Annotated in this window: 16 protein-coding genes, 1 tRNA gene and 1 pseudogene; 12 read left to right on the top strand and 6 right to left on the bottom strand. The window is 51.1% G+C overall.

The window, feature by feature from the left end:
* Positions 1-17 precede the first annotated feature (17 nt).
* Positions 18-929 (top strand): restriction endonuclease, encoded by a 912-nt coding sequence (locus tag ABD07_RS00090; RefSeq protein WP_160816587.1) that lies wholly within the window; start codon positions 18-20, stop codon positions 927-929.
* Between the two features lie 140 nt (positions 930-1,069).
* Here the strand turns inward: ABD07_RS00090 and ABD07_RS00085 are convergent.
* A tRNA-Thr gene (locus ABD07_RS00085) sits at positions 1,070-1,145 on the bottom strand.
* A 209-nt stretch (positions 1,146-1,354) separates the two neighbouring features.
* On the opposite strand from ABD07_RS00085, the gene aroQ reads away from it, so the two are divergent.
* From aroQ to ABD07_RS00040, 9 genes are all read left to right on the top strand, one after another.
* Positions 1,355-1,810, top strand: a complete 456-nt coding sequence (aroQ, locus tag ABD07_RS00080; protein WP_160816586.1) for a type II 3-dehydroquinate dehydratase — start codon at positions 1,355-1,357, stop codon at positions 1,808-1,810.
* A gap of 130 nt (positions 1,811-1,940) precedes the next feature.
* A complete protein-coding gene (accB, locus tag ABD07_RS00075; protein WP_160816585.1) occupies positions 1,941-2,438 on the top strand; it encodes an acetyl-CoA carboxylase biotin carboxyl carrier protein in 498 nt (165 codons plus the stop codon).
* A 25-nt stretch (positions 2,439-2,463) separates the two neighbouring features.
* Positions 2,464-3,819, top strand: coding sequence for an acetyl-CoA carboxylase biotin carboxylase subunit (gene accC / locus ABD07_RS00070; RefSeq protein ID WP_108697968.1), 1,356 nt, complete (start codon positions 2,464-2,466; stop codon positions 3,817-3,819).
* A gap of 52 nt (positions 3,820-3,871) precedes the next feature.
* The gene (prmA, locus tag ABD07_RS00065; RefSeq protein ID WP_160816584.1) at positions 3,872-4,789 is read left to right on the top strand and encodes a 50S ribosomal protein L11 methyltransferase; all 918 of its coding nucleotides are present in this window, start codon (positions 3,872-3,874) and stop codon (positions 4,787-4,789) included.
* Between the two features lie 110 nt (positions 4,790-4,899).
* Entirely contained in the window at positions 4,900-5,712 is an 813-nt protein-coding gene (locus tag ABD07_RS00060; protein ID WP_160816583.1) for a zinc-ribbon and DUF3426 domain-containing protein, read from the top strand.
* 34 nt (positions 5,713-5,746) lie between these two features.
* On the top strand, positions 5,747-6,232 hold the full coding sequence (locus ABD07_RS00055) for a hypothetical protein (RefSeq protein WP_164502705.1): 486 nt from the start codon (positions 5,747-5,749) through the stop codon (positions 6,230-6,232).
* Positions 6,233-6,492: 260 nt separating this feature from the next.
* The gene (gene metH, locus ABD07_RS00050) at positions 6,493-10,203 is read left to right on the top strand and encodes a methionine synthase (RefSeq protein ID WP_160816582.1); all 3,711 of its coding nucleotides are present in this window, start codon (positions 6,493-6,495) and stop codon (positions 10,201-10,203) included.
* Positions 10,204-10,477: 274 nt separating this feature from the next.
* The gene (locus ABD07_RS00045) at positions 10,478-11,272 is read left to right on the top strand and encodes an FxDxF family PEP-CTERM protein (RefSeq protein ID WP_275689476.1); all 795 of its coding nucleotides are present in this window, start codon (positions 10,478-10,480) and stop codon (positions 11,270-11,272) included.
* A 223-nt stretch (positions 11,273-11,495) separates the two neighbouring features.
* Positions 11,496-11,675, top strand: coding sequence for a hypothetical protein (locus ABD07_RS00040; RefSeq protein WP_160816581.1), 180 nt, complete (start codon positions 11,496-11,498; stop codon positions 11,673-11,675).
* Positions 11,676-11,728: 53 nt separating this feature from the next.
* Here the strand turns inward: ABD07_RS00040 and holA are convergent, their stop codons facing one another.
* The 4 genes from holA to ABD07_RS00020 all read right to left on the bottom strand — a co-directional run bounded on the left by holA (position 11,729) and on the right by ABD07_RS00020 (position 16,347).
* Entirely contained in the window at positions 11,729-12,745 is a 1,017-nt protein-coding gene (holA, locus tag ABD07_RS00035) for a DNA polymerase III subunit delta (protein ID WP_160816580.1), read from the bottom strand.
* A gap of 51 nt (positions 12,746-12,796) precedes the next feature.
* Positions 12,797-13,291: an LPS-assembly lipoprotein LptE gene (locus ABD07_RS00030; protein ID WP_160816579.1), complete on the bottom strand. Its 495-nt coding sequence runs from the start codon at positions 13,289-13,291 to the stop codon at positions 12,797-12,799.
* A 20-nt stretch (positions 13,292-13,311) separates the two neighbouring features.
* The gene (leuS, locus tag ABD07_RS00025) at positions 13,312-15,912 is read right to left on the bottom strand and encodes a leucine--tRNA ligase (RefSeq protein WP_160816578.1); all 2,601 of its coding nucleotides are present in this window, start codon (positions 15,910-15,912) and stop codon (positions 13,312-13,314) included.
* A 228-nt stretch (positions 15,913-16,140) separates the two neighbouring features.
* On the bottom strand, positions 16,141-16,347 hold the full coding sequence (locus ABD07_RS00020; protein ID WP_108697976.1) for a dodecin: 207 nt from the start codon (positions 16,345-16,347) through the stop codon (positions 16,141-16,143).
* Between the two features lie 175 nt (positions 16,348-16,522).
* Between ABD07_RS00020 and ABD07_RS00015 the strand changes: the two genes are divergently transcribed.
* On the top strand, positions 16,523-17,308 hold the full coding sequence (locus tag ABD07_RS00015; protein ID WP_108697978.1) for a M48 family metallopeptidase: 786 nt from the start codon (positions 16,523-16,525) through the stop codon (positions 17,306-17,308).
* 4 nt (positions 17,309-17,312) lie between these two features.
* Here ABD07_RS00015 and ABD07_RS00010 read toward each other — a convergent pair whose 3' ends face one another.
* Positions 17,313-17,699: a VOC family protein gene (locus tag ABD07_RS00010; RefSeq protein ID WP_108697979.1), complete on the bottom strand. Its 387-nt coding sequence runs from the start codon at positions 17,697-17,699 to the stop codon at positions 17,313-17,315.
* Between the two features lie 280 nt (positions 17,700-17,979).
* Here ABD07_RS00010 and ABD07_RS14840 point away from each other — a divergent pair.
* Positions 17,980-18,098, top strand: a pseudogene (locus ABD07_RS14840) (chemotaxis protein CheW); the annotation flags it as partial.

The raw sequence follows: 18,098 nt of genomic DNA, 5'->3' as shown, positions 1-18,098 counted from the left end.
TAAGAATATCAAAAATTATGGCAATTCCTGATTATCAAGCACTTATGCTTCCCGTTTTGAAGACAGCATCTGATGGTAGGGAGCATAAGTTCAGTCAGTTAGTTGAAGAATTGGCTAGTCAATTTAATCTCACGACAGAAGAGAGAAATGAACTTCTCCCCAGCGGGAGTCAGGCTATTTTTACTAACCGTGTTGGTTGGGCGCGTTCATATCTTAAACAGGCTGATTTGCTTGCAACACCAAAGCGTGGATTTCTCACAATTACACAAAAAGGTATTGAGCTACTCGCAAGAAATCCAATTAAGATTGATATATCAGTGCTTGAGCAATATCCGGGATTTATCGAATTTAGAAATCGTAAAAAAGATAGAAATGATTCTCTAATTGAAGCATCTGGACTAGAGTCAAATTTAACTCCAGAAGATGCGCTTGCATCTGCTTACAATAAGCTTCGTTCCTCCCTTGAAGCCGAAATTCTGGGTGCAATTAAAGAGGCTTCCCCAGCATTCTTTGAGCGTTTAGTTATCGATCTTCTTGTAAAAATGGGGTATGGCGGTAGTCGTCAAGATGCTGGAAAAGCACTTGGGAAAAGTGGTGATGGCGGCATTGATGGGATAATAAATGAAGATCGTCTTGGCTTGGATGTTATATACATTCAAGCTAAACGATGGGATGGTGTGGTCGGTCGTCCTGAAATCCAAAAATTTGCAGGTGCGTTGCAAGGGCAGCGTGCTAGGAAAGGTGTTTTTATCACCACGTCGTCATTTAGCAAAGAAGCGAAAGAATTCGCTTCATTTATTAATACGAAAATAATATTAATTGATGGTGAACAATTGTCGGGGCTTATGGCCGAGCATAATGTTGGAGTCTCGATTGTGGGGCAGTATGAAGTCAAGAAATTAGATTCTGATTATTTTGATAATGAGTAGTTAAGCAAAATAATCGTCCAAATCGACAAAAGGTCGGTATTCGTAAAAAGTTTTTGTGGCAGTTTGTTGCCTTTTAGTGCCCCTATAGTGTCCCATAGCACGGCTATAATTCAGGAATAATTTACAACCTATTGATTTATTGGTGCTGTTGAGAGGAGTCGAACCTCCGACCTACTGATTACGAATCAGTTGCTCTACCAACTGAGCTACAACAGCCCTGCTTAAACCAAGCGGCGTATTATAGATGGTTGGGGAATTGCGGGCAAATGATAAAGAGTTGAATTCAATTGCTTGTGTTTTTTCTTCGCGCTGAATACTGTTTATTGCACAATCCTATCCGATATTTTTTGACTGACTTTCGTCTAAGTTCGGCGAATTTCGCCAAAAATCTGTACATTTCTGCGATAAGAGTCCATAATTATTGGATGGATTCCAAGAATGTAAAAGTGCAAAATATTTTGATCGTGCATGGCCCGAATTTGAATTTGCTGGGGCTGCGCGAGCCGGAGATTTATGGCGCTGCTACATTGCAGGATATTAACAGAAACTTGAGCAAGTTAGCCGAAAATCAAGGCATTCATCTGGATTTTTTTCAAAGTAATGCTGAGTTCGCGTTGATTGACCGGATTCAGCAAACCCTGCATGACGGGACGGATTTTATAATTATCAATCCAGCTGCGTATACGCATACCAGTGTGGCATTGCGCGACGCGCTTGCTGCTGTGAAACGGCCTTTTATCGAAGTGCATTTATCGAATGTTTATGCCCGCGAATCTTTCCGGCAACGATCCTATTTCTCCGATTTGGCGGTTGGCGTCATCAGCGGCCTGGGCGCCAAGGGCTATGAACTTGCGCTGGAATATGCAATAACATCTTATTAACCGGTCACATTCGATGCGTCAGGTGAAATTCTTTTTACAATGCCGCAATTTTGCTCATTTTTACATACAGCATTTTGTTTTCTAGTTATAACACTACCTTTAAACGAGGCGTGGTCTCGGGAGATTGAAAATGGATTTAAGAAAGCTTAAGAAGCTCATCGAGCTGGTTGAAGAATCAAGTATTGCGGAACTGGAAATTACCGAGGGCGAAGAAAAGGTTCGTATCAGTAAATCCGGCTCCGGCGTGCAAAATTACGCGTTCATGCCGTCTGCCATGCAGCCGGTGATGGCGCCAGCCCAACAGCAATTACCCGCATCTGCATCGGATGGAGATAAAAGCGGCGATGCGAAAGCCGGTGACAGCAATGGTTCCGACAAGAGCGCGATTCCCGATGGCCACATTGTCAAATCTCCAATGGTCGGCACCTTCTACCGTGCGCCATCGCCAGGCGCGAATGCATTTGTGGAAGTCGGGCAAAGAGTCAAGGAAGGCGATACGCTGTGCATCATTGAAGCCATGAAACTGCTGAATGAAATTGAAGCCGATAAAGGCGGGGTTGTTAAAGCAATCCTGCTGGAAAATGGTCAACCGGTCGAATACGGCGAGCCTTTATTCGTTATCCAATGATCGTCTGAATAAAGGCCAGATCACTATGTTTGAGAAAATTCTTATTGCCAATCGCGGCGAAATCGCTTTGCGGATACAGCGTGCCTGCCGTGCGATGGGTATCAAGACGGTGGCGGTGCATTCCGAAGCGGACGCCGAAGCGAAATACGTCAAGCTGGCCGACGAATCGGTGTGTATCGGTCCGGCTGCGGCAACGCACAGTTATTTAAATGTGCCGGCGATCATCAGCGCGGCTGAGGTAACTGACGCCGAAGCGATTCATCCCGGTTATGGATTTTTGTCCGAAAATGCGGATTTTGCCGAGCGTGTGGAAAAAAGCGGGTTTGTGTTTATTGGCCCGCGCCCGGAAACCATCCGCTTGATGGGTGACAAAGTCAGCGCGAAAAATGCCATGAAAAAAGCCGGTGTGCCTTGTGTTCCCGGATCGGATGGCGCGTTGCCGGAAGATATCGATGAAATCAAAAAGATCGTGCGTGAAATCGGCTACCCGGTCATCATTAAAGCCGCAGGTGGCGGTGGCGGGCGTGGCATGCGGGTGGTGCATACCGAGGCTGCGTTATCCAATGCGATCATCGTGACACGCAACGAAGCGCAGACAGCCTTCGGTAATCCGGTGGTTTACGCGGAGAAATTTCTGGAAAATCCACGCCATATCGAATTCCAACTGCTGGTTGACGAATATGGTAATGCCGTGCATCTGGGAGAGCGGGATTGCTCCATGCAGCGCCGCCATCAAAAAATTCTCGAGGAAGCCCCAGCGCCTGGCATACCGGAAAAATTACGCGACAAAATCGGCGAGCGTTGCGCGGAAGCTTGCCGCCGCATTAAATACCGCGGTGTCGGCACATTTGAATTTCTCTACGAGAACAATGAATTTTATTTCATCGAAATGAACACGCGGCTGCAAGTGGAGCATCCGGTGACCGAAGCGGTGACCGGTATCGATCTGGTGCAAGCGCAAATCAATGTTGCAGCCGGTATTGTGCTGCCGGTGAAGCAGAAAGATGTCGTCATGAAAGGGCACGCGATCGAATGCCGTATCAATGCCGAAGATGCCTACAAGTTAACGCCATCGGCCGGGCGCATTACGCAGTATCACGCACCGGGCGGACCGGGCGTGCGCGTCGATTCGCATGTGTACCAAAATTACATGGTGCCGCCGTACTACGATTCCATGATCGGCAAGATCATCACGTACGGTGATACGCGCGAACAGGCCATTGCCCGCATGCGGATCGCCTTATCCGAAATGGTGATCACCGGCATCAAAACCAATATCCCGCTGCACCGGGATTTGCTTAATGACGCCTCCTTCTTGCGCGGCGGCGCTTCGATTCACTATTTAGAGCAAAAGCTCGCACTGCATAACAAATCGAATTGACAGACCGGCGTATCGAATCCGATCCATCCATTAACAATCCTCATCGCGCAGCATGTCCTGGGTGACACTGATTATTGAAACGGATGCGGCGCACGCCGAGGTGCTGAGCGATGCGCTGCTGGAACAGGGCGCATTGTCGGTGGATATTCACGATGCCGCCGCCGATACGCAAGACGAGCAAATGCTGTTCGGCGAGCCGGGTGAACCCAGCGGGGAAATCTGGCAAAACGCGGAAGTTTCCGCGCTGTTCGATCAGGATGCGGATATTGTGGCAATCCTGCGCAATGTCACGCAGATGATACAACCAGATCAGCCGCTCGATTACCGTATCGAGCGCATCGAAGAACAGGATTGGGTGCGCTTGACGCAATCGCAATTCGATCCGATTCAAATCTCAGCGCGCTTATGGATCGTACCGACCTGGCACCAATCGCCCGATCCGGCGGCCATCAATCTGATACTCGACCCCGGACTGGCTTTCGGCACCGGCAGCCATCCCACCACACAACTATGCTTGGGCTGGCTGGATCAGAATCTGCAACCGGGCGACAAAATGATGGATTATGGCTGCGGCTCCGGAATACTCGCTATTGCCGCTTTAAAACTGGGTGCGCGGTATGTCACCGGCATCGATATCGATCCTCAGGCGATCAAATCCAGTCAGGAAAATGCGCTGCGCAACCAGTGCGATCCGGCGAAATTTCATTTCGCGACAGCGCATCAAGCCACGGAGCAGAGTGTGCAACAGGAACAACAAACGGATGTGGTCGTCGCTAACATTCTGGCCAATCCGTTGATCATACTAGCGCCGCTGCTGATGCAGATTGCCCGGAAACATGGTCATATCGTGCTGTCCGGGATTCTCAAGGAGCAGGCTGAAGAAGTCAAAGCTGTCTATCAGCAGTGGTTCGATATGCGCATTGCTCGCGAGCAGGAAGGCTGGGTGTTGTTAACCGGAATCAAAAGGTGAAATAATTTGCCGCTGGTTGAAAGCGGGTAAAGCAATCGTAACCTTGCCGATACCTGATCTGTTACCTATTAACCGGTGATATCCATGCGACTAAATACAGCGAGTAACCCATGGCGTTGGTGACGCTCTGTCCCGGCTGCGGCACGACGTTTCGCGTGAATGCCGCGCAATTGCAGGCGCACGGCGGCGATGTGCGCTGCGGGCAGTGTCAGCGGGTATTCAATGGATTTGCCACCTTGATCACCGTGCATGAATCGGCGATCGAATATCCGCAGCCGTCGCAGCCGCAGTACGATACACCAGCCGAGCCACTGAGATCGCCGCTGCAAAGCCGCGCACTGACGGCGCAGGTGGATAACGGCATGGATCAACCGGTTCTCTCGGATGGGGAGCAAGAAACGACAGAATCCCCGGCGGATCTCTTCGATGAAGAACCCGTCAAAAAAACATCCGGCTGGTGGGGATTGGCGAATGTGTTGCTGTTATTGCTGCTGCTCGGACAGATCGCGTATGCCTACCGCACTGAATTGACCATTGTCGCCCCGGAAACCAGACCGTACTGGGAACGCTATTGCGCATTTATCGGTTGCCAGGTGCCTTACGCGCAAGATATCCAACAGCTCGGTATCGAATCGTCCGATTTGCAGAAAAATCCCGCGCGCCAGCCGGAAGTGACCACCATGCGCGCGATCATCAGCAATCACGCGCCTTTCCCGCAAGCTTTTCCGGCATTGCAATTGTTGTTGCTGGACGCGCAGGAACAAGTCATTGCCAGCCGCATTTTTAGCGCGCAGGATTACTTGCTGGAAGACGATAAAACCCTGCCGTTCATTGCACCGCGGCATGAAATGGATATCCGCCTGGATTTCGACAGCAGCCAGCTGAATGCCTTGGGCTATCGCCTATTGCTGTTGTATCCTTGAAATATCAAGAGTCGTTCAATAAAGCGGATAAATTATGAAAATCAAAGATCTGTTTGAAAACTGGGGTCTTGTCGGCCTAAAAATCAAAACACCAATTCTGGATATGGACTGGAGACCATCCGATCCCGACAAAGCCGCCGCGTGGGATCTCTATGTGGAACTGCTCACGCGCATCACGACGCAACCGCTGCCGGATGAAGACGGTGTGGAACAAACCGCGCTGGACAGCATACACGCCTTGTTCGGTATCACGCGCAAAACACTCAAGGATCATGGCCGAGGTTGTGATCAGTTCGCACGAATTGCGATCATCGTTCTTAATCAGGTGGTGCGCCCTTTCACTGCCAAGTGGCACCGCAAAAGCCAGCAAGGCGCTTTCACTTCACCAGAGGAATGCCAGCAATTCCGCCGGGAGTTGCAAACTTTGCAAATACAATTGAGAAATTACACCCGGTTGCTGGCTAAACTGGCCGACGTGGAGGATTTGACCGGGATTGAGGCGGAGGTTGCAGGAGAATAACGCAGCGGCATCCGCTAGCCAACACAGGATCAGCAAGCCTTAGTCTGCAACCATTGCTCTGCAATTGCACCGTCATTTTCCGGATAACCCATGAAAATATCGCTCATTCTCTGCTAAACGAGCCGCTGCGCATTGTGTATTATTAGCGCACTGCGAGCGGATACTGTGTGTTTAACCGCTTTTACAACCGATAGCCTGCGCGATAGAGCGCAACAGCTCAGGTATAATGACTTTTCATCTTTTCACAACATACACAATCCATGACTAGAGAATCCCGCACTGCCTTATTGGAAAGCCTGTTTGCGCAACGCATCCTGATTCTGGATGGCGCGATGGGTACGATGATTCAGACGTTTAAGCTTACCGAAGCGGATTTTCGCGGACAGCGTTTTGCTGATTTTCCGCATGATCTGAGGGGCAATAACGATCTGTTGACGCTGACCCGGCCCGATATCATTCATTCGATCCACTCGGGTTACCTTGAGGCGGGCGCGGATATCATCGAGACCAATACGTTCAATTCCAATGCGGCTTCGATGGCCGATTACCACATGCAGGATTTGGTGTATGAATTGAATTGCTCCGCAGCCAAATTGGCGCGCGACGCGGCGCAGGCTTTTGAGGCGAAAACACCGGACAAGCCGCGATTCGTCGCCGGTGTCATCGGCCCGACCACCAAAACCGCGTCGATTTCTCCCGATGTCAACGATCCGGGCTTTCGCGGCATTACCTATGACCAATTGGTCGTGGATTACACGGAGTCGATTCGCGGCTTGGTCGATGGTGGCGTGGATATTCTCCTGGTCGAGACCATTTTCGATTCGCTCAACGCCAAGGCGGCGCTATTTGCCATCGATCAATTCTTTGAAGATCACGGCATACGGCTGCCGATCATGATTTCGGTGACGATCACCGACGCATCTGGCCGCACGCTGTCGGGACAAACACCGGAAGCATTCTGGAACTCGGTCAGCCATACCCGGCCGTTGTCGGTGGGGATCAATTGCGCGCTGGGCGCCGAACTGATGCGCCCGTATATCGAGGAACTGGCGGGCGTGGCGAATGTGTATACCAGTGTGCACCCCAACGCCGGATTGCCGAATCCGCTCTCCGAAACCGGTTACGACGAGTCGCCGGAATATACCGCGAACCAGATCAAAGGTTTTGCGCAATCGGGCTTTGTCAATGTCGTCGGTGGCTGCTGCGGCACCACACCGGCGCATATCAAGGCGATTGCACAAGCGGTGAGTGACATCGCGCCGCGCAAAGTGCCTGATATTCCTAAAAAGTTGCGTCTGTCCGGCTTGGAGCCCTTGAACATCGGCGACGATTCCCTGTTTGTCAATGTCGGCGAGCGTACCAATGTGACCGGCTCGCGCGCGTTTGCCCGGCTGATTCTGAACGACGATTACGCGGAAGCGCTGAATGTGGCGCGCAACCAAGTGGAAAACGGCGCGCAGATTATCGATATCAACATGGACGAGGCGATGCTGGATTCGCAAAAAGCCATGGTGACTTTCCTCAATCTGATCGCAGCCGAACCGGATATCTGCAAAGTGCCGATCATGCTGGATTCGAGCAAATGGACGGTGATCGAGGCCGGTTTGAAATGCGTGCAAGGCAAATCGGTGATCAACTCGATCAGCATGAAAGAAGGCGAAGAGGAATTCATCAAGCACGCCAAACTGGCGCGCCGTTATGGTGCGGCGGTGATTGTCATGGCGTTCGACGAACAAGGTCAGGCAGATACACTGCAGCGCAAAGTCGATATCTGCACGCGTAGTTACCGCTTGCTGGTCGATAAAGTCGGTTTTCCACCCGAAGACATCATTTTCGATCCGAATATCTTCGCCATTGCGACCGGAATCGAAGAACACAATAATTATGGCGTCGATTTTATCAATGCAACCCGCGCCATCAAGCAAACGCTGCCGTACGCGAAGGTCAGCGGCGGGGTATCGAATATCTCCTTCTCGTTCCGTGGCAACGAACCGATCCGCGAAGCGATTCACACGGCCTTTTTGTACCATGCGATCAGAGCCGGGATGACGATGGGTATCGTCAACGCCGGACAACTGGGGGTTTACTCGGATATTCCCGCGGAATTGCTGGAAAGAGTCGAGGATGTGCTGCTCAACCGGCGTCAAGACGCAACCGAACGTCTGGTTGAGTTCGCGGAAAACTTCAAGGGGCAGAAAAAGGAACAAATCGAAGATCTGGCATGGCGCGATGAACCGCTGCAACAACGCCTGACGCATGCGTTGGTCAGGGGTATTTCCACCTATATCGTCGAAGATACCGAAGCGGCGCGAGTGGAAATCCAAAAACAGGGCGGGCGTCCGATTCAGGTGATTGAAGGCCCGTTGATGGAAGGTATGAGCGTTGTCGGCGATTTGTTCGGCGCCGGTAAAATGTTCTTGCCGCAGGTGGTGAAATCGGCGCGTGTGATGAAACAAGCGGTGGCGCATTTGCTGCCGTTTATCGAAGCCGAAAAGAAATTATCGGGCGACAACAAACCGAAAGGCAAGATTGTCATCGCCACCGTCAAGGGCGATGTGCACGACATTGGCAAGAACATTGTCACCGTGGTGCTGCAATGCAATAACTACGAAGTGATCAATATGGGCGTGATGGTGCCGAGCGCGCAAATTCTCGACATGGCCAAACGCGAGAAGGCCGACATCATCGGCTTATCCGGATTGATTACACCGTCGCTGGAGGAAATGGCGCATGTGGCCAAGGAAATGCAGCGCGAGGGATTCACCATTCCGCTGCTGATCGGCGGTGCGACCACGTCGCGGGTGCACACGGCGGTCAAGATTGCGCCGCACTACGATGGTCCGACCGTGTGGGTGCCCGACGCCAGCCGTGCGGTAGGCGTGTGCAGCAATTTGCTGTCGCAGGATTTGCAAGCGGGATATATTCAGGAAATCAAGGATGAATACGAGAAAGTGCGCGCGCAGCACAAGAACAAAAAAGGCCCGTCTAAATTGCTGGCGCTGGCCGAAGCGCGCGCCAATGCGTACAAGACCGATTGGAGCAATTACCGGCCGTATCAACCCGAATTGATCGGCGTGCGCACATTGAACAATTACCCGCTGGAAAAAATCGTGCCGTATATCGACTGGACACCTTTCTTCCAGGCCTGGGAACTCGCCGGACGCTATCCCGATATTCTGACCGATGAAGTGGTCGGAGAAACAGCCAGCCAGTTATTCCGCGACGCGCAGAAGATGCTGAAGAAAATCGTCGAGCAGAAATGGCTCAGCGCCAATGCGGTGATCGGCTTGTTCCCGGCCAATTCGGTCGGCGACGATATCGAGATTTATACCGATCAGTCGCGCAGCAAAATCGCCATGACGTACCATTGCCTGCGCCAGCAGGATCAAAAACCGACCGGGAAACCGAATCGTTGCCTGTCCGATTTTATTGCACCGAAGGAAACCGGCGTCAAGGATACCATCGGCCTGTTTGCCGTCGGCGCAGGATTCGGCATTGACGAACGCATCAAGGCATTTGAGGAAGTACACGACGATTACAGCGCGATTGTGCTCAAAGCGCTGGCCGACCGTTTGGCGGAAGCGTTTGCCGAGCACATGCACGCGCGCGTGCGCCGCGAATTCTGGGGTTATGCCAAGGATGAAACCCTGTCTAACGAGCAACTCATCAACGAAGAATATCGTGGCATCCGCCCCGCGCCGGGTTATCCCGCCTGCCCGGATCACACTGAAAAAGGCCCGCTGTTTGCCACCCTGAACGCCACCGAAAACACCGGCATCATCATTACGGAATCCTTCGCGATGGTGCCGACTGCGGCGGTGTCCGGGTTCTATTTCGCCCATCCGGAATCGACTTTCTTCGCCGTCGGAAAAATCGGCAAAGACCAAGTGGAAGATTACGCCAAACGCAAAGGCTGGGCGCTGGAGGAAGCCGAACGTTGGCTGGCGCCGGTACTGGCGTACGAACGGTAAATTTTTTCAGAAACTCATGCGGGCAAATTTGCTCGCATGTGCCGCCTGTAGAAAGCATTGGTGCTATTTTTGCCAGTTATTGTGTGCAATGTGACTCAGAATACGAGTAAATTTTGCTTCAATTAATTACCTGAAAGTATTAGTATCGCAACTGGTGAAACTGATAACAGTTAATTTTACACCAAAAATGTGCAAGGTAAATTATTGATAATAATAAAATACTATTGATCAGGGAGTGCCTTGTTATAATAAAAACTTTTTAGAGGAACCTATCATGATGAAAAAAAATTTACGTTACCTGGCAACAGCCGGATTATTCTTGTTAACTCCGCTTGCTACGCAGGCTGCACCGATCGATTTGTCGAGCTGGACACCATTAACGCTGAATTATCCAGGCGGGCAAGGAGCTGGCAGCTGGGTACTGGAACCAGGTAATACGGCAGTTAAACAAGTCATTAATGCTGATCCTTCTTTCTTTTTGAATAACCTGAATCTTAGCAGCTACTCAGTTGATGGTTCATGGCAAGTTACGACGGCAAGCGATGATGATTACATGGGTTTTGTCTTTGGTTATCAGAATTCGAGTAATTTTTATTTGTTTGACTGGAAACAAGCGGCGCAAGGCTATGTCGGCCGTACCGCAGCGGAAGGCATGACCATTAAGGAATTTCATGGCGCTACAGGTAACGGCCTCGTAGACTTATCACTGGAAGAGTTCTGGGAAAACACGACTAATTTTGGCGATATGGAAATTCTTGCTACCAATCATTCCAGCTCTAAGGGATGGGCGGACAATGTGCTATATAATTTCCACCTTGATTTTAATGTGAATCCAGGCGAAATTCATATCGTTGTAAAACAAGGTGCTACCGAATTGTGGAACGTTACGGTCGTTGATACATCATTCACTTCCGGACAGTTTGGTTTCTACAATAATTCGCAGGAAAATGTGAGATATGCGGGATTTGAGGTAACTCCGGTTCCCGAGCCTGAAACTTATGCCATGTTACTGGCCGGTTTAGTGTTAACGGGTTTCGCCGCACGTCGTAGAAAAGCAGCACAAGTGTAATAATCTGATTGATCGCGTATTAAAAATGGGAGCTTCGGCTCCCTTTTTTTCGGTGTTATAACCGTTATGCTGCATAATGCACTTGCTGACTCTTTTTATTATTCAAATACTTTATCAAGAACAGAATTAAAAATAAGCATAATGCTTATTCCACTGTCACAAGAGCCGGTATTAGAATGAGAAAGCGAATGTGAAGATTTCGATGAATTTACTGGGGACTGCGATGAGAACGAGGCTATTACATTACATGGTTATTCTGCTGATGATCCCGATGCTATCGGGTTGTTGGCTTCTGGCCGTGGGAGGAGCCGGTGCGTATGGCGGCTACAAAGCCAAGGAAGCCGGGTATGGTGTGCAAAATCCTGTCACAAAGGAAAAGAAGGACGAGGATCAGAAAAAGTAGCCGGAAATATAATTGATTTTTTGCGGCTATCGAATGCAATCGATCAGTCGCAGTTAATTGCTTAGTTTGTGGCGGGTAAAACGCAACCCCAACTGCAACAATCCTTCCCAAACATCCCCTTGCGCCACTCCCTTAATCATCCGGTCAATTTCTGCGGCAGCGGTTAGTGCCTGCAACAATGCTTGAATACTGATGCGCTGGGCGGCGGTCATGACCGGTTTTTGCCGATCGCCCCAGATTCTCGCGGTTTGCAGTAATTGTGCAGGCGGCTGGCCGTTATCCAGACCTTTGCGGATAGCGACCAACTGGCGGATTTGTTCGGTCAGCGTGGCGAGAATCAGCAACGGAGCGGCGCCTTCGCCTTGCAATCCGGTCAGAACGCGCATAAAACGCGCGATGTCGCCCGTAATCATGGCGTCGGATAGCTGGAAGACATCGTAGCGCGCGACGTTCAGCACCACGTCTTTTACTTGCTCGAATGTCAGGTTACCGGCAGGATAAAGCAGCGCAAGTTTCTGGATTTCCTGATGCGCGGCGAGCAGGTTGCCTTCGACTTGGCTGGCGAGAAATTGCAAAGTGGCGGCATCGGCTTTTTGCTGTTGTTTGGCGAGACGCTGGCCTATCCAGCCGGGTAATTGATCGCGCTCGACGGGATAAACCGCGATTAGCGTGCCCGCCGTTTCGAGCGCCTTGAACCATTTGCTGGCTTGCCCTTGTTTGTCGATGCGCGGCAGTATGATCAGCGTCACGGTATCGGGCGGTAACGCGGCGCAATAAGTTTCGAGCGCTTTGCCGCCTTCCCTGCCCGGTTTGCCGGAAGGGATGCGAAGATCCATGATTTTGCGGTCGCCAAACAGCGACAGGTTATTGCCGGCATTGAGCAGTTCCGCCCAGTCGAAATGCTGATCGGCCGTGAACAACTCACGTTCAGTGTAGCCTTGCTGGCGGGCGTGCGTGCGGATTTGATCGGCGGCTTCCAGAATCAGCAAGGGTTCGCTGCCGAATAACGTGTACAGCGGGACGGTTTGTTTCTGCAACTGCTGCTGAATCTGTTCGAGTTTTATCCGCATGACGCCGCCGTGTGGATTAGAAGCTGAGAAATCCCCGATCCCCGGGTCCGGCTATCGCTGGATGGTCGACAAACGCCACAGCATTTGCTGAATCGCGTCGGCTTCCATGTCTTTTTGCAGCAGCCGCTCTTCCGCTTCTTTCGCCAGGATTTGCGCATCCAGGAATGGGAGGACGCGCGTTAAGGTGATTTCCGTGATGGGAGTGAGTTCTACGTTCTGTTTGTCGAAAAGACGGTACCTGACGCGATACAGCAGATTAAAGTCACGCACCCGGCCGCCTCCGGACAGCGACAGGATGATCCTTTCACTGGTGGCGCTGATGACTTCCAAAGTGGCCTCGGCATCTTCCGCATTGGCAACCACCTTGGTTGTTGACGACGTGCCGATGGCGCGCTCCAGATTCATACCGATGGTGTTTCCGTCCGGCGCGGAAATATACAGGGTTTTGAATGGCAGCGAGGAAATTTGCCCGCGCAGTTTAAAACCGCAAGCCGTCAGCAGGAGCAGGATCACCAGGATAAGAATGTGCTGTTTACTCAGTTTCATAGGGGTATGCGTCAGTATTTTTATACGACAATGTTGATCAGTCTGCCGGGTACGACAATGATTTTTTTCACCGTTTGCCCTTCGATAAATTTCTGCACATGCTCGTTGGCCAAGGCAGTACGCTCGATGGCTTCTTTTCCGGCGTCCTTGGCGACATTGATTTGTCCGCGCAGCTTACCGTTGACTTGCACGATCAACTTGATTTCATCCTGCGTCATCGCGGCGCTGTCCGCTTGCGGCCAAGGTTGACCGGAAAGCTCGGTGCCGGGCCGGAGTTCGCGCCAGATCTCATGACAGATATGCGGCACGATCGGGGACAGCAGCAGCACGATGCTTTCCAGCGCTTCCTGCATCAGATTACGGCTGGCGGCATCGGTATCCTGGCATTTTGCCAAGCCATTCATCAATTCCATCACTGCGGCAATCGCAGTATTGAAAGTATGACGGCGTTCCAAATCATCCGTCACCTTGGCGATGGTTTGGTGCAGCTGGCAGCGCAAGGCCTTGAGTTCCGCTGGCAGGGTGGCATGCAAAGCGGGATCAATCTTAACTGCACCGGATTGCAGGTGAACGTAAGCCTGCCGCCACAAGCGCTTCAAGAAACGGTACGCGCCGTCGACGCCGGCGTCCGCCCATTCCAATGTTTGCGTCGGCGGGCTGGCGAACATCATGAACAGACGCGCGGTATCGGCGCCGTATTCTTCCACCAGTTTTTGCGGATCGACGCCATTGTTCTTGGATTTCGACATCGTGCCGATGCCGCCCGATTCGACCGGCTGATTATCCGTCAATAGAATCGCGCCGCAGCGTTTGCCTTGTTCGTCATGCTGGAGACTGACTTCGGTTGGGTTGAAATAGGTGATGCGGCCATTGCCGGATTTACGGTAAAAAATCTCGTTCAGCACCATGCCTTGCGTCAGCAGATTGGTGAACGGCTCGTCCAGCGTCAGCAAGCCCATATCGCGCATGACTTTGCTCCAGAAGCGCGAATACAGCAAATGCAGAATGGCGTGTTCGATACCGCCGATGTATTGATCGGCCGGCAGCCAATAGTTGACGCGTTCGTCGGTCATGGCCTGATGCTGATCCGGACAGGCGTAGCGGGCGTAATACCAGGAGGAATCGACGAATGTGTCCATGGTATCGGTTTCGCGGCGCGCGGGTTTGCCGCATTTAGGACAGGCGCATTCATAAAAGGACGGTGTTTTACCGAGCGGATTACCGGAACCATCCGGCACCAGGTCCTGCGGCAGCACCACCGGCAATTGATCGTCCGGCACCGGCACCACGCCGCAACCGGCGCAATGAATCAATGGAATCGGACAGCCCCAGTAACGCTGGCGGGAAATGCCCCAATCGCGCAAACGGAATTGCACGCGTTTGCTGCCCAGTTTTTTCCGTTCCAATGCTGCGGCAATCGCATCGACTGCTTGCTGAAATTCCAATCCTGAGAATTCACTTGAATCGAACGTGATGCCATGTTCAACGTACGCTTCGGTGAGCGGCAGCGCCAAATCGCCTTCCAATGGCTTGATGACCGCTTTGATTGGTAACCGGTATTGTGTGGCGAAGGCAAAATCGCGCTCGTCATGCGCAGGGACTGCCATAACCGCACCTTCGCCGTACCCCATCAATACGTAATTGGCGACCCAGACCGGCAATTTCTCACCATTGAGCGGATGGATCACAAACAAACCGGTGTCCATGCCTTTCTTTTCTTGTGTAGCGAGATCGGCTTCCTTGGCGGAACCGAGTTTGCATTCCTGAATGAAAGCTTGCAGTGCTGGATTATTTTGTGCAGCGTGCAATGCGATCGGGTGTTCGGCGGCGACCGCCACGTAGGTGGCGCCCATCAGCGTGTCCGCACGCGTGGTGAATACTTTCAGATCTTGCGGTGTGCCGGATGCGCGGTCGGCTGGGAAGGTGATGTCGACACCGTAGCTTTTGCCGATCCAATTAGCTTGCATGGTCCGGACGCGTTCCGGCCAGCCGGTCAGTGTATCCAGCGCCGCTAGCAGTTCATCGGCGTACTGGGTAATTTTTAGGTAGTACATCGGGATTTCGCGTTTTTCCACCGGCGCGCCGGTGCGCCAGCCGCAACCGTCGATGACCTGCTCATTCGCCAGCACGGTTTGATCGATCGGGTCCCAATTGACTGTGCCGGTGGTTTGATACGCCAGTCCTTTTTCCAGCATGCGCAGAAATAGCCATTGATTCCAATGATAATAACTCGGATCGCAGGTAGCGATTTCGCGTTCCCAGTCGATACTCAACCCCAGGCTTTTCAGTTGCTTGCGCATGTAAGCGATGTTGTCGTAGGTCCATTTGGCCGGTGATACATTGTTTTGCATCGCGGCATTCTCCGCAGGCAACCCGAATGCATCCCAACCCATGGGCTGCAATACGTTGTAGCCCTGCATGCGGCGGTAACGCGACAGCACATCGCCGATGGTGTAATTGCGCACATGCCCCATATGCAGTTTGCCGGAAGGGTAGGGAAACATCGACAGGCAGTAATATTTCGGTTTTCCGGGGGTTTCAACCGCTTTGAATGCTGCGGTTTGCTCCCAGTGGTGCCGGGCTTTTTTCTCAATTTCCTGGGGATGATATTTTTCTTGCATGGGAACGATGTTTTTATTGGGTAAATTGTTTGATTATACCGCGAACCGGTTGGCTTGATGCTGGCATGTGGAAGAGGGAACGCTGCGATGAGGGCGGGAGGGGAGCAACTTGTGCTGTTCGCGGCGTGATGCTGGGTGAATAACCGCTAGCGGGAGGATGCGGGGTTTGGCTGGGATTAAGCCTCAAGTGCTGAGGCTTCGTTGCAGTATTATCGATGCGTTGGCCGATCAATCCAGGCGGAAACCGATCTTTAATTTAACCTGGTAATGCGCAATTTTGCCATTGGTAATATGCCCGCGTGTTTCCACCACTTCGAACCAATCCAGGTTATGCAAGGACGCACCCGCTTTGGCGACGGCTTGCTGAATCGCATCATCGCTGCTTTTAGTCGACGAACCAACGATTTCGATAACTTTATAAACATGATCGCCCATTTTGGTGCTCCCTTTTGTGTGTTAAAAAATGCGTTATATCATACTTTAAGTGATCCGCTACAGCTGAATCTTAATATAATGAGGGTAAAGAAAATTGCTTTTTTACTGGTTAAAAGGAATATCATGACGGCGATGAGAAAAATCCCTTACACCCACGCTATGGAGAGAATTTGATATGAAGTTCAGAATACTATGCGCTTTATTGATTATATTTTCTTTGACGGCCTGCGCCACTTCACCGATGGGAAGAAGTCAGCTCGTTTTTATGCCGGACAGTGAAGTGGATGCCATGGGGTTGCAGGCTTTCTCGGATTTGAAACAGGGCAAGAAAATCAATCAAGACACGAAAGAAAACCAGTTTGTGAACTGCGTCACCGATGCGATTACACGTGAAGTGGGCGGTACTTGGGAAGTGGTCGTATTTGAAGATGCCACGCTGAATGCCTTCGCCTTGCCGGGCAACAAGATTGGTGTGCACACCGGCTTGGTTGAACTGGTGGATAATCAAGATCAACTGGCTTCGGTGATCGGCCATGAGATTGGTCATGTGCAAGCGCGGCATAGCAATGAACGGATGTCGCAAAAACTGGGCGCGCAAATGGGCATCTCATTGATTGCCGCAGTCGCTGCGCCAACGACGCCGATGGGACAAACGGCGCTAAGCCTACTTGGAGTTGGCGCGCAATACGGAGTGATCATGCCGTTTAGCCGTTTGCACGAAAGTGAAGCGGATATGATAGGCGTTGAGTTAATGGCGAAAGCCGGGTTCAACCCCGCCGAAAGCGTCACACTGTGGCAGAAAATGGCGCAAGCCAGTCAGGGAGCGCAACCGGCTGAATTCCTATCGACTCATCCCTCGCACGAAACACGTATCGACGATTTACGCGCGCATTTACCCAAAGCTACGGCACTGATGCAGCAAGCGCGCGCTGCGGGTAAGAATCCGAAGTGTACTAAATGACGATCTAAGATTTAGGTTCCGGCTCACTGGCCGGAAAATCCAATTCCACCTTGGCGCCGTCCGGATCGTGACAAAACAACTGCCAAATTTCCAGTCCTTTCAAACGGTGCAAATCGTACTGAATACCGTGCCGCTTTAGGCAATCAACCGTAGCCTGCAGATTGGTTGCCGTAAAAGCCATGTGATCGATTACACCGGTTGCGTTGGCCGGCATGGGCTTGCCCGCCATGATATGCAGAATTGCTTGATTACCGGCGTAAAGCCATGCGCCCGGAAATGCAAATGGCGGGCGGTAGCCTTCTTTCAATCCAAGGATATTCATATAAAAAGCCTTGCTTCTTTCCAAATCATTGCTCACCACGGTGAAATGATTCATTCCTTCAATGGTCATCGTGCTGTATCCATAAATAAATTGTGAATAGTCTTTTATTCCTACAAATTAATTTCTTCTTTTGTGGCGATTGCTTGTAAGCATTTTTTTCTTTTATTCAACGATGATAAATCAATCATTCAGTCGAAATTTTAAAAACGATTAAAGATAATTTTTCGTTTCTCCGTAAGAAAAGCCTTATCAGTTTAATTAAGAAGCCATAAATACGGTGCATTGACGATCGTTGATTCGGTTTTAGATAGAAAAGAAAGGAGCTTAAATTATGTTTCAGGAGCAGGCAATGAATAAAGTCACTGAGCCATCCGGTTCAGCAATGGAGCAAATGGCGAATGAATTTCTAACGTTCCGGCTAGGAAGTGAGGAATATGGGATAGAGATACTTAAAGTACAAGAGATCCG

The organism is Nitrosomonas oligotropha (assembly GCF_009833085.1).
GTDB lineage: Bacteria > Pseudomonadota > Gammaproteobacteria > Burkholderiales > Nitrosomonadaceae > Nitrosomonas > Nitrosomonas oligotropha.
The sequence above is the reverse complement of the archived record's forward strand: the minus strand, read 5'-3'. Positions and strand labels throughout refer to the sequence as shown.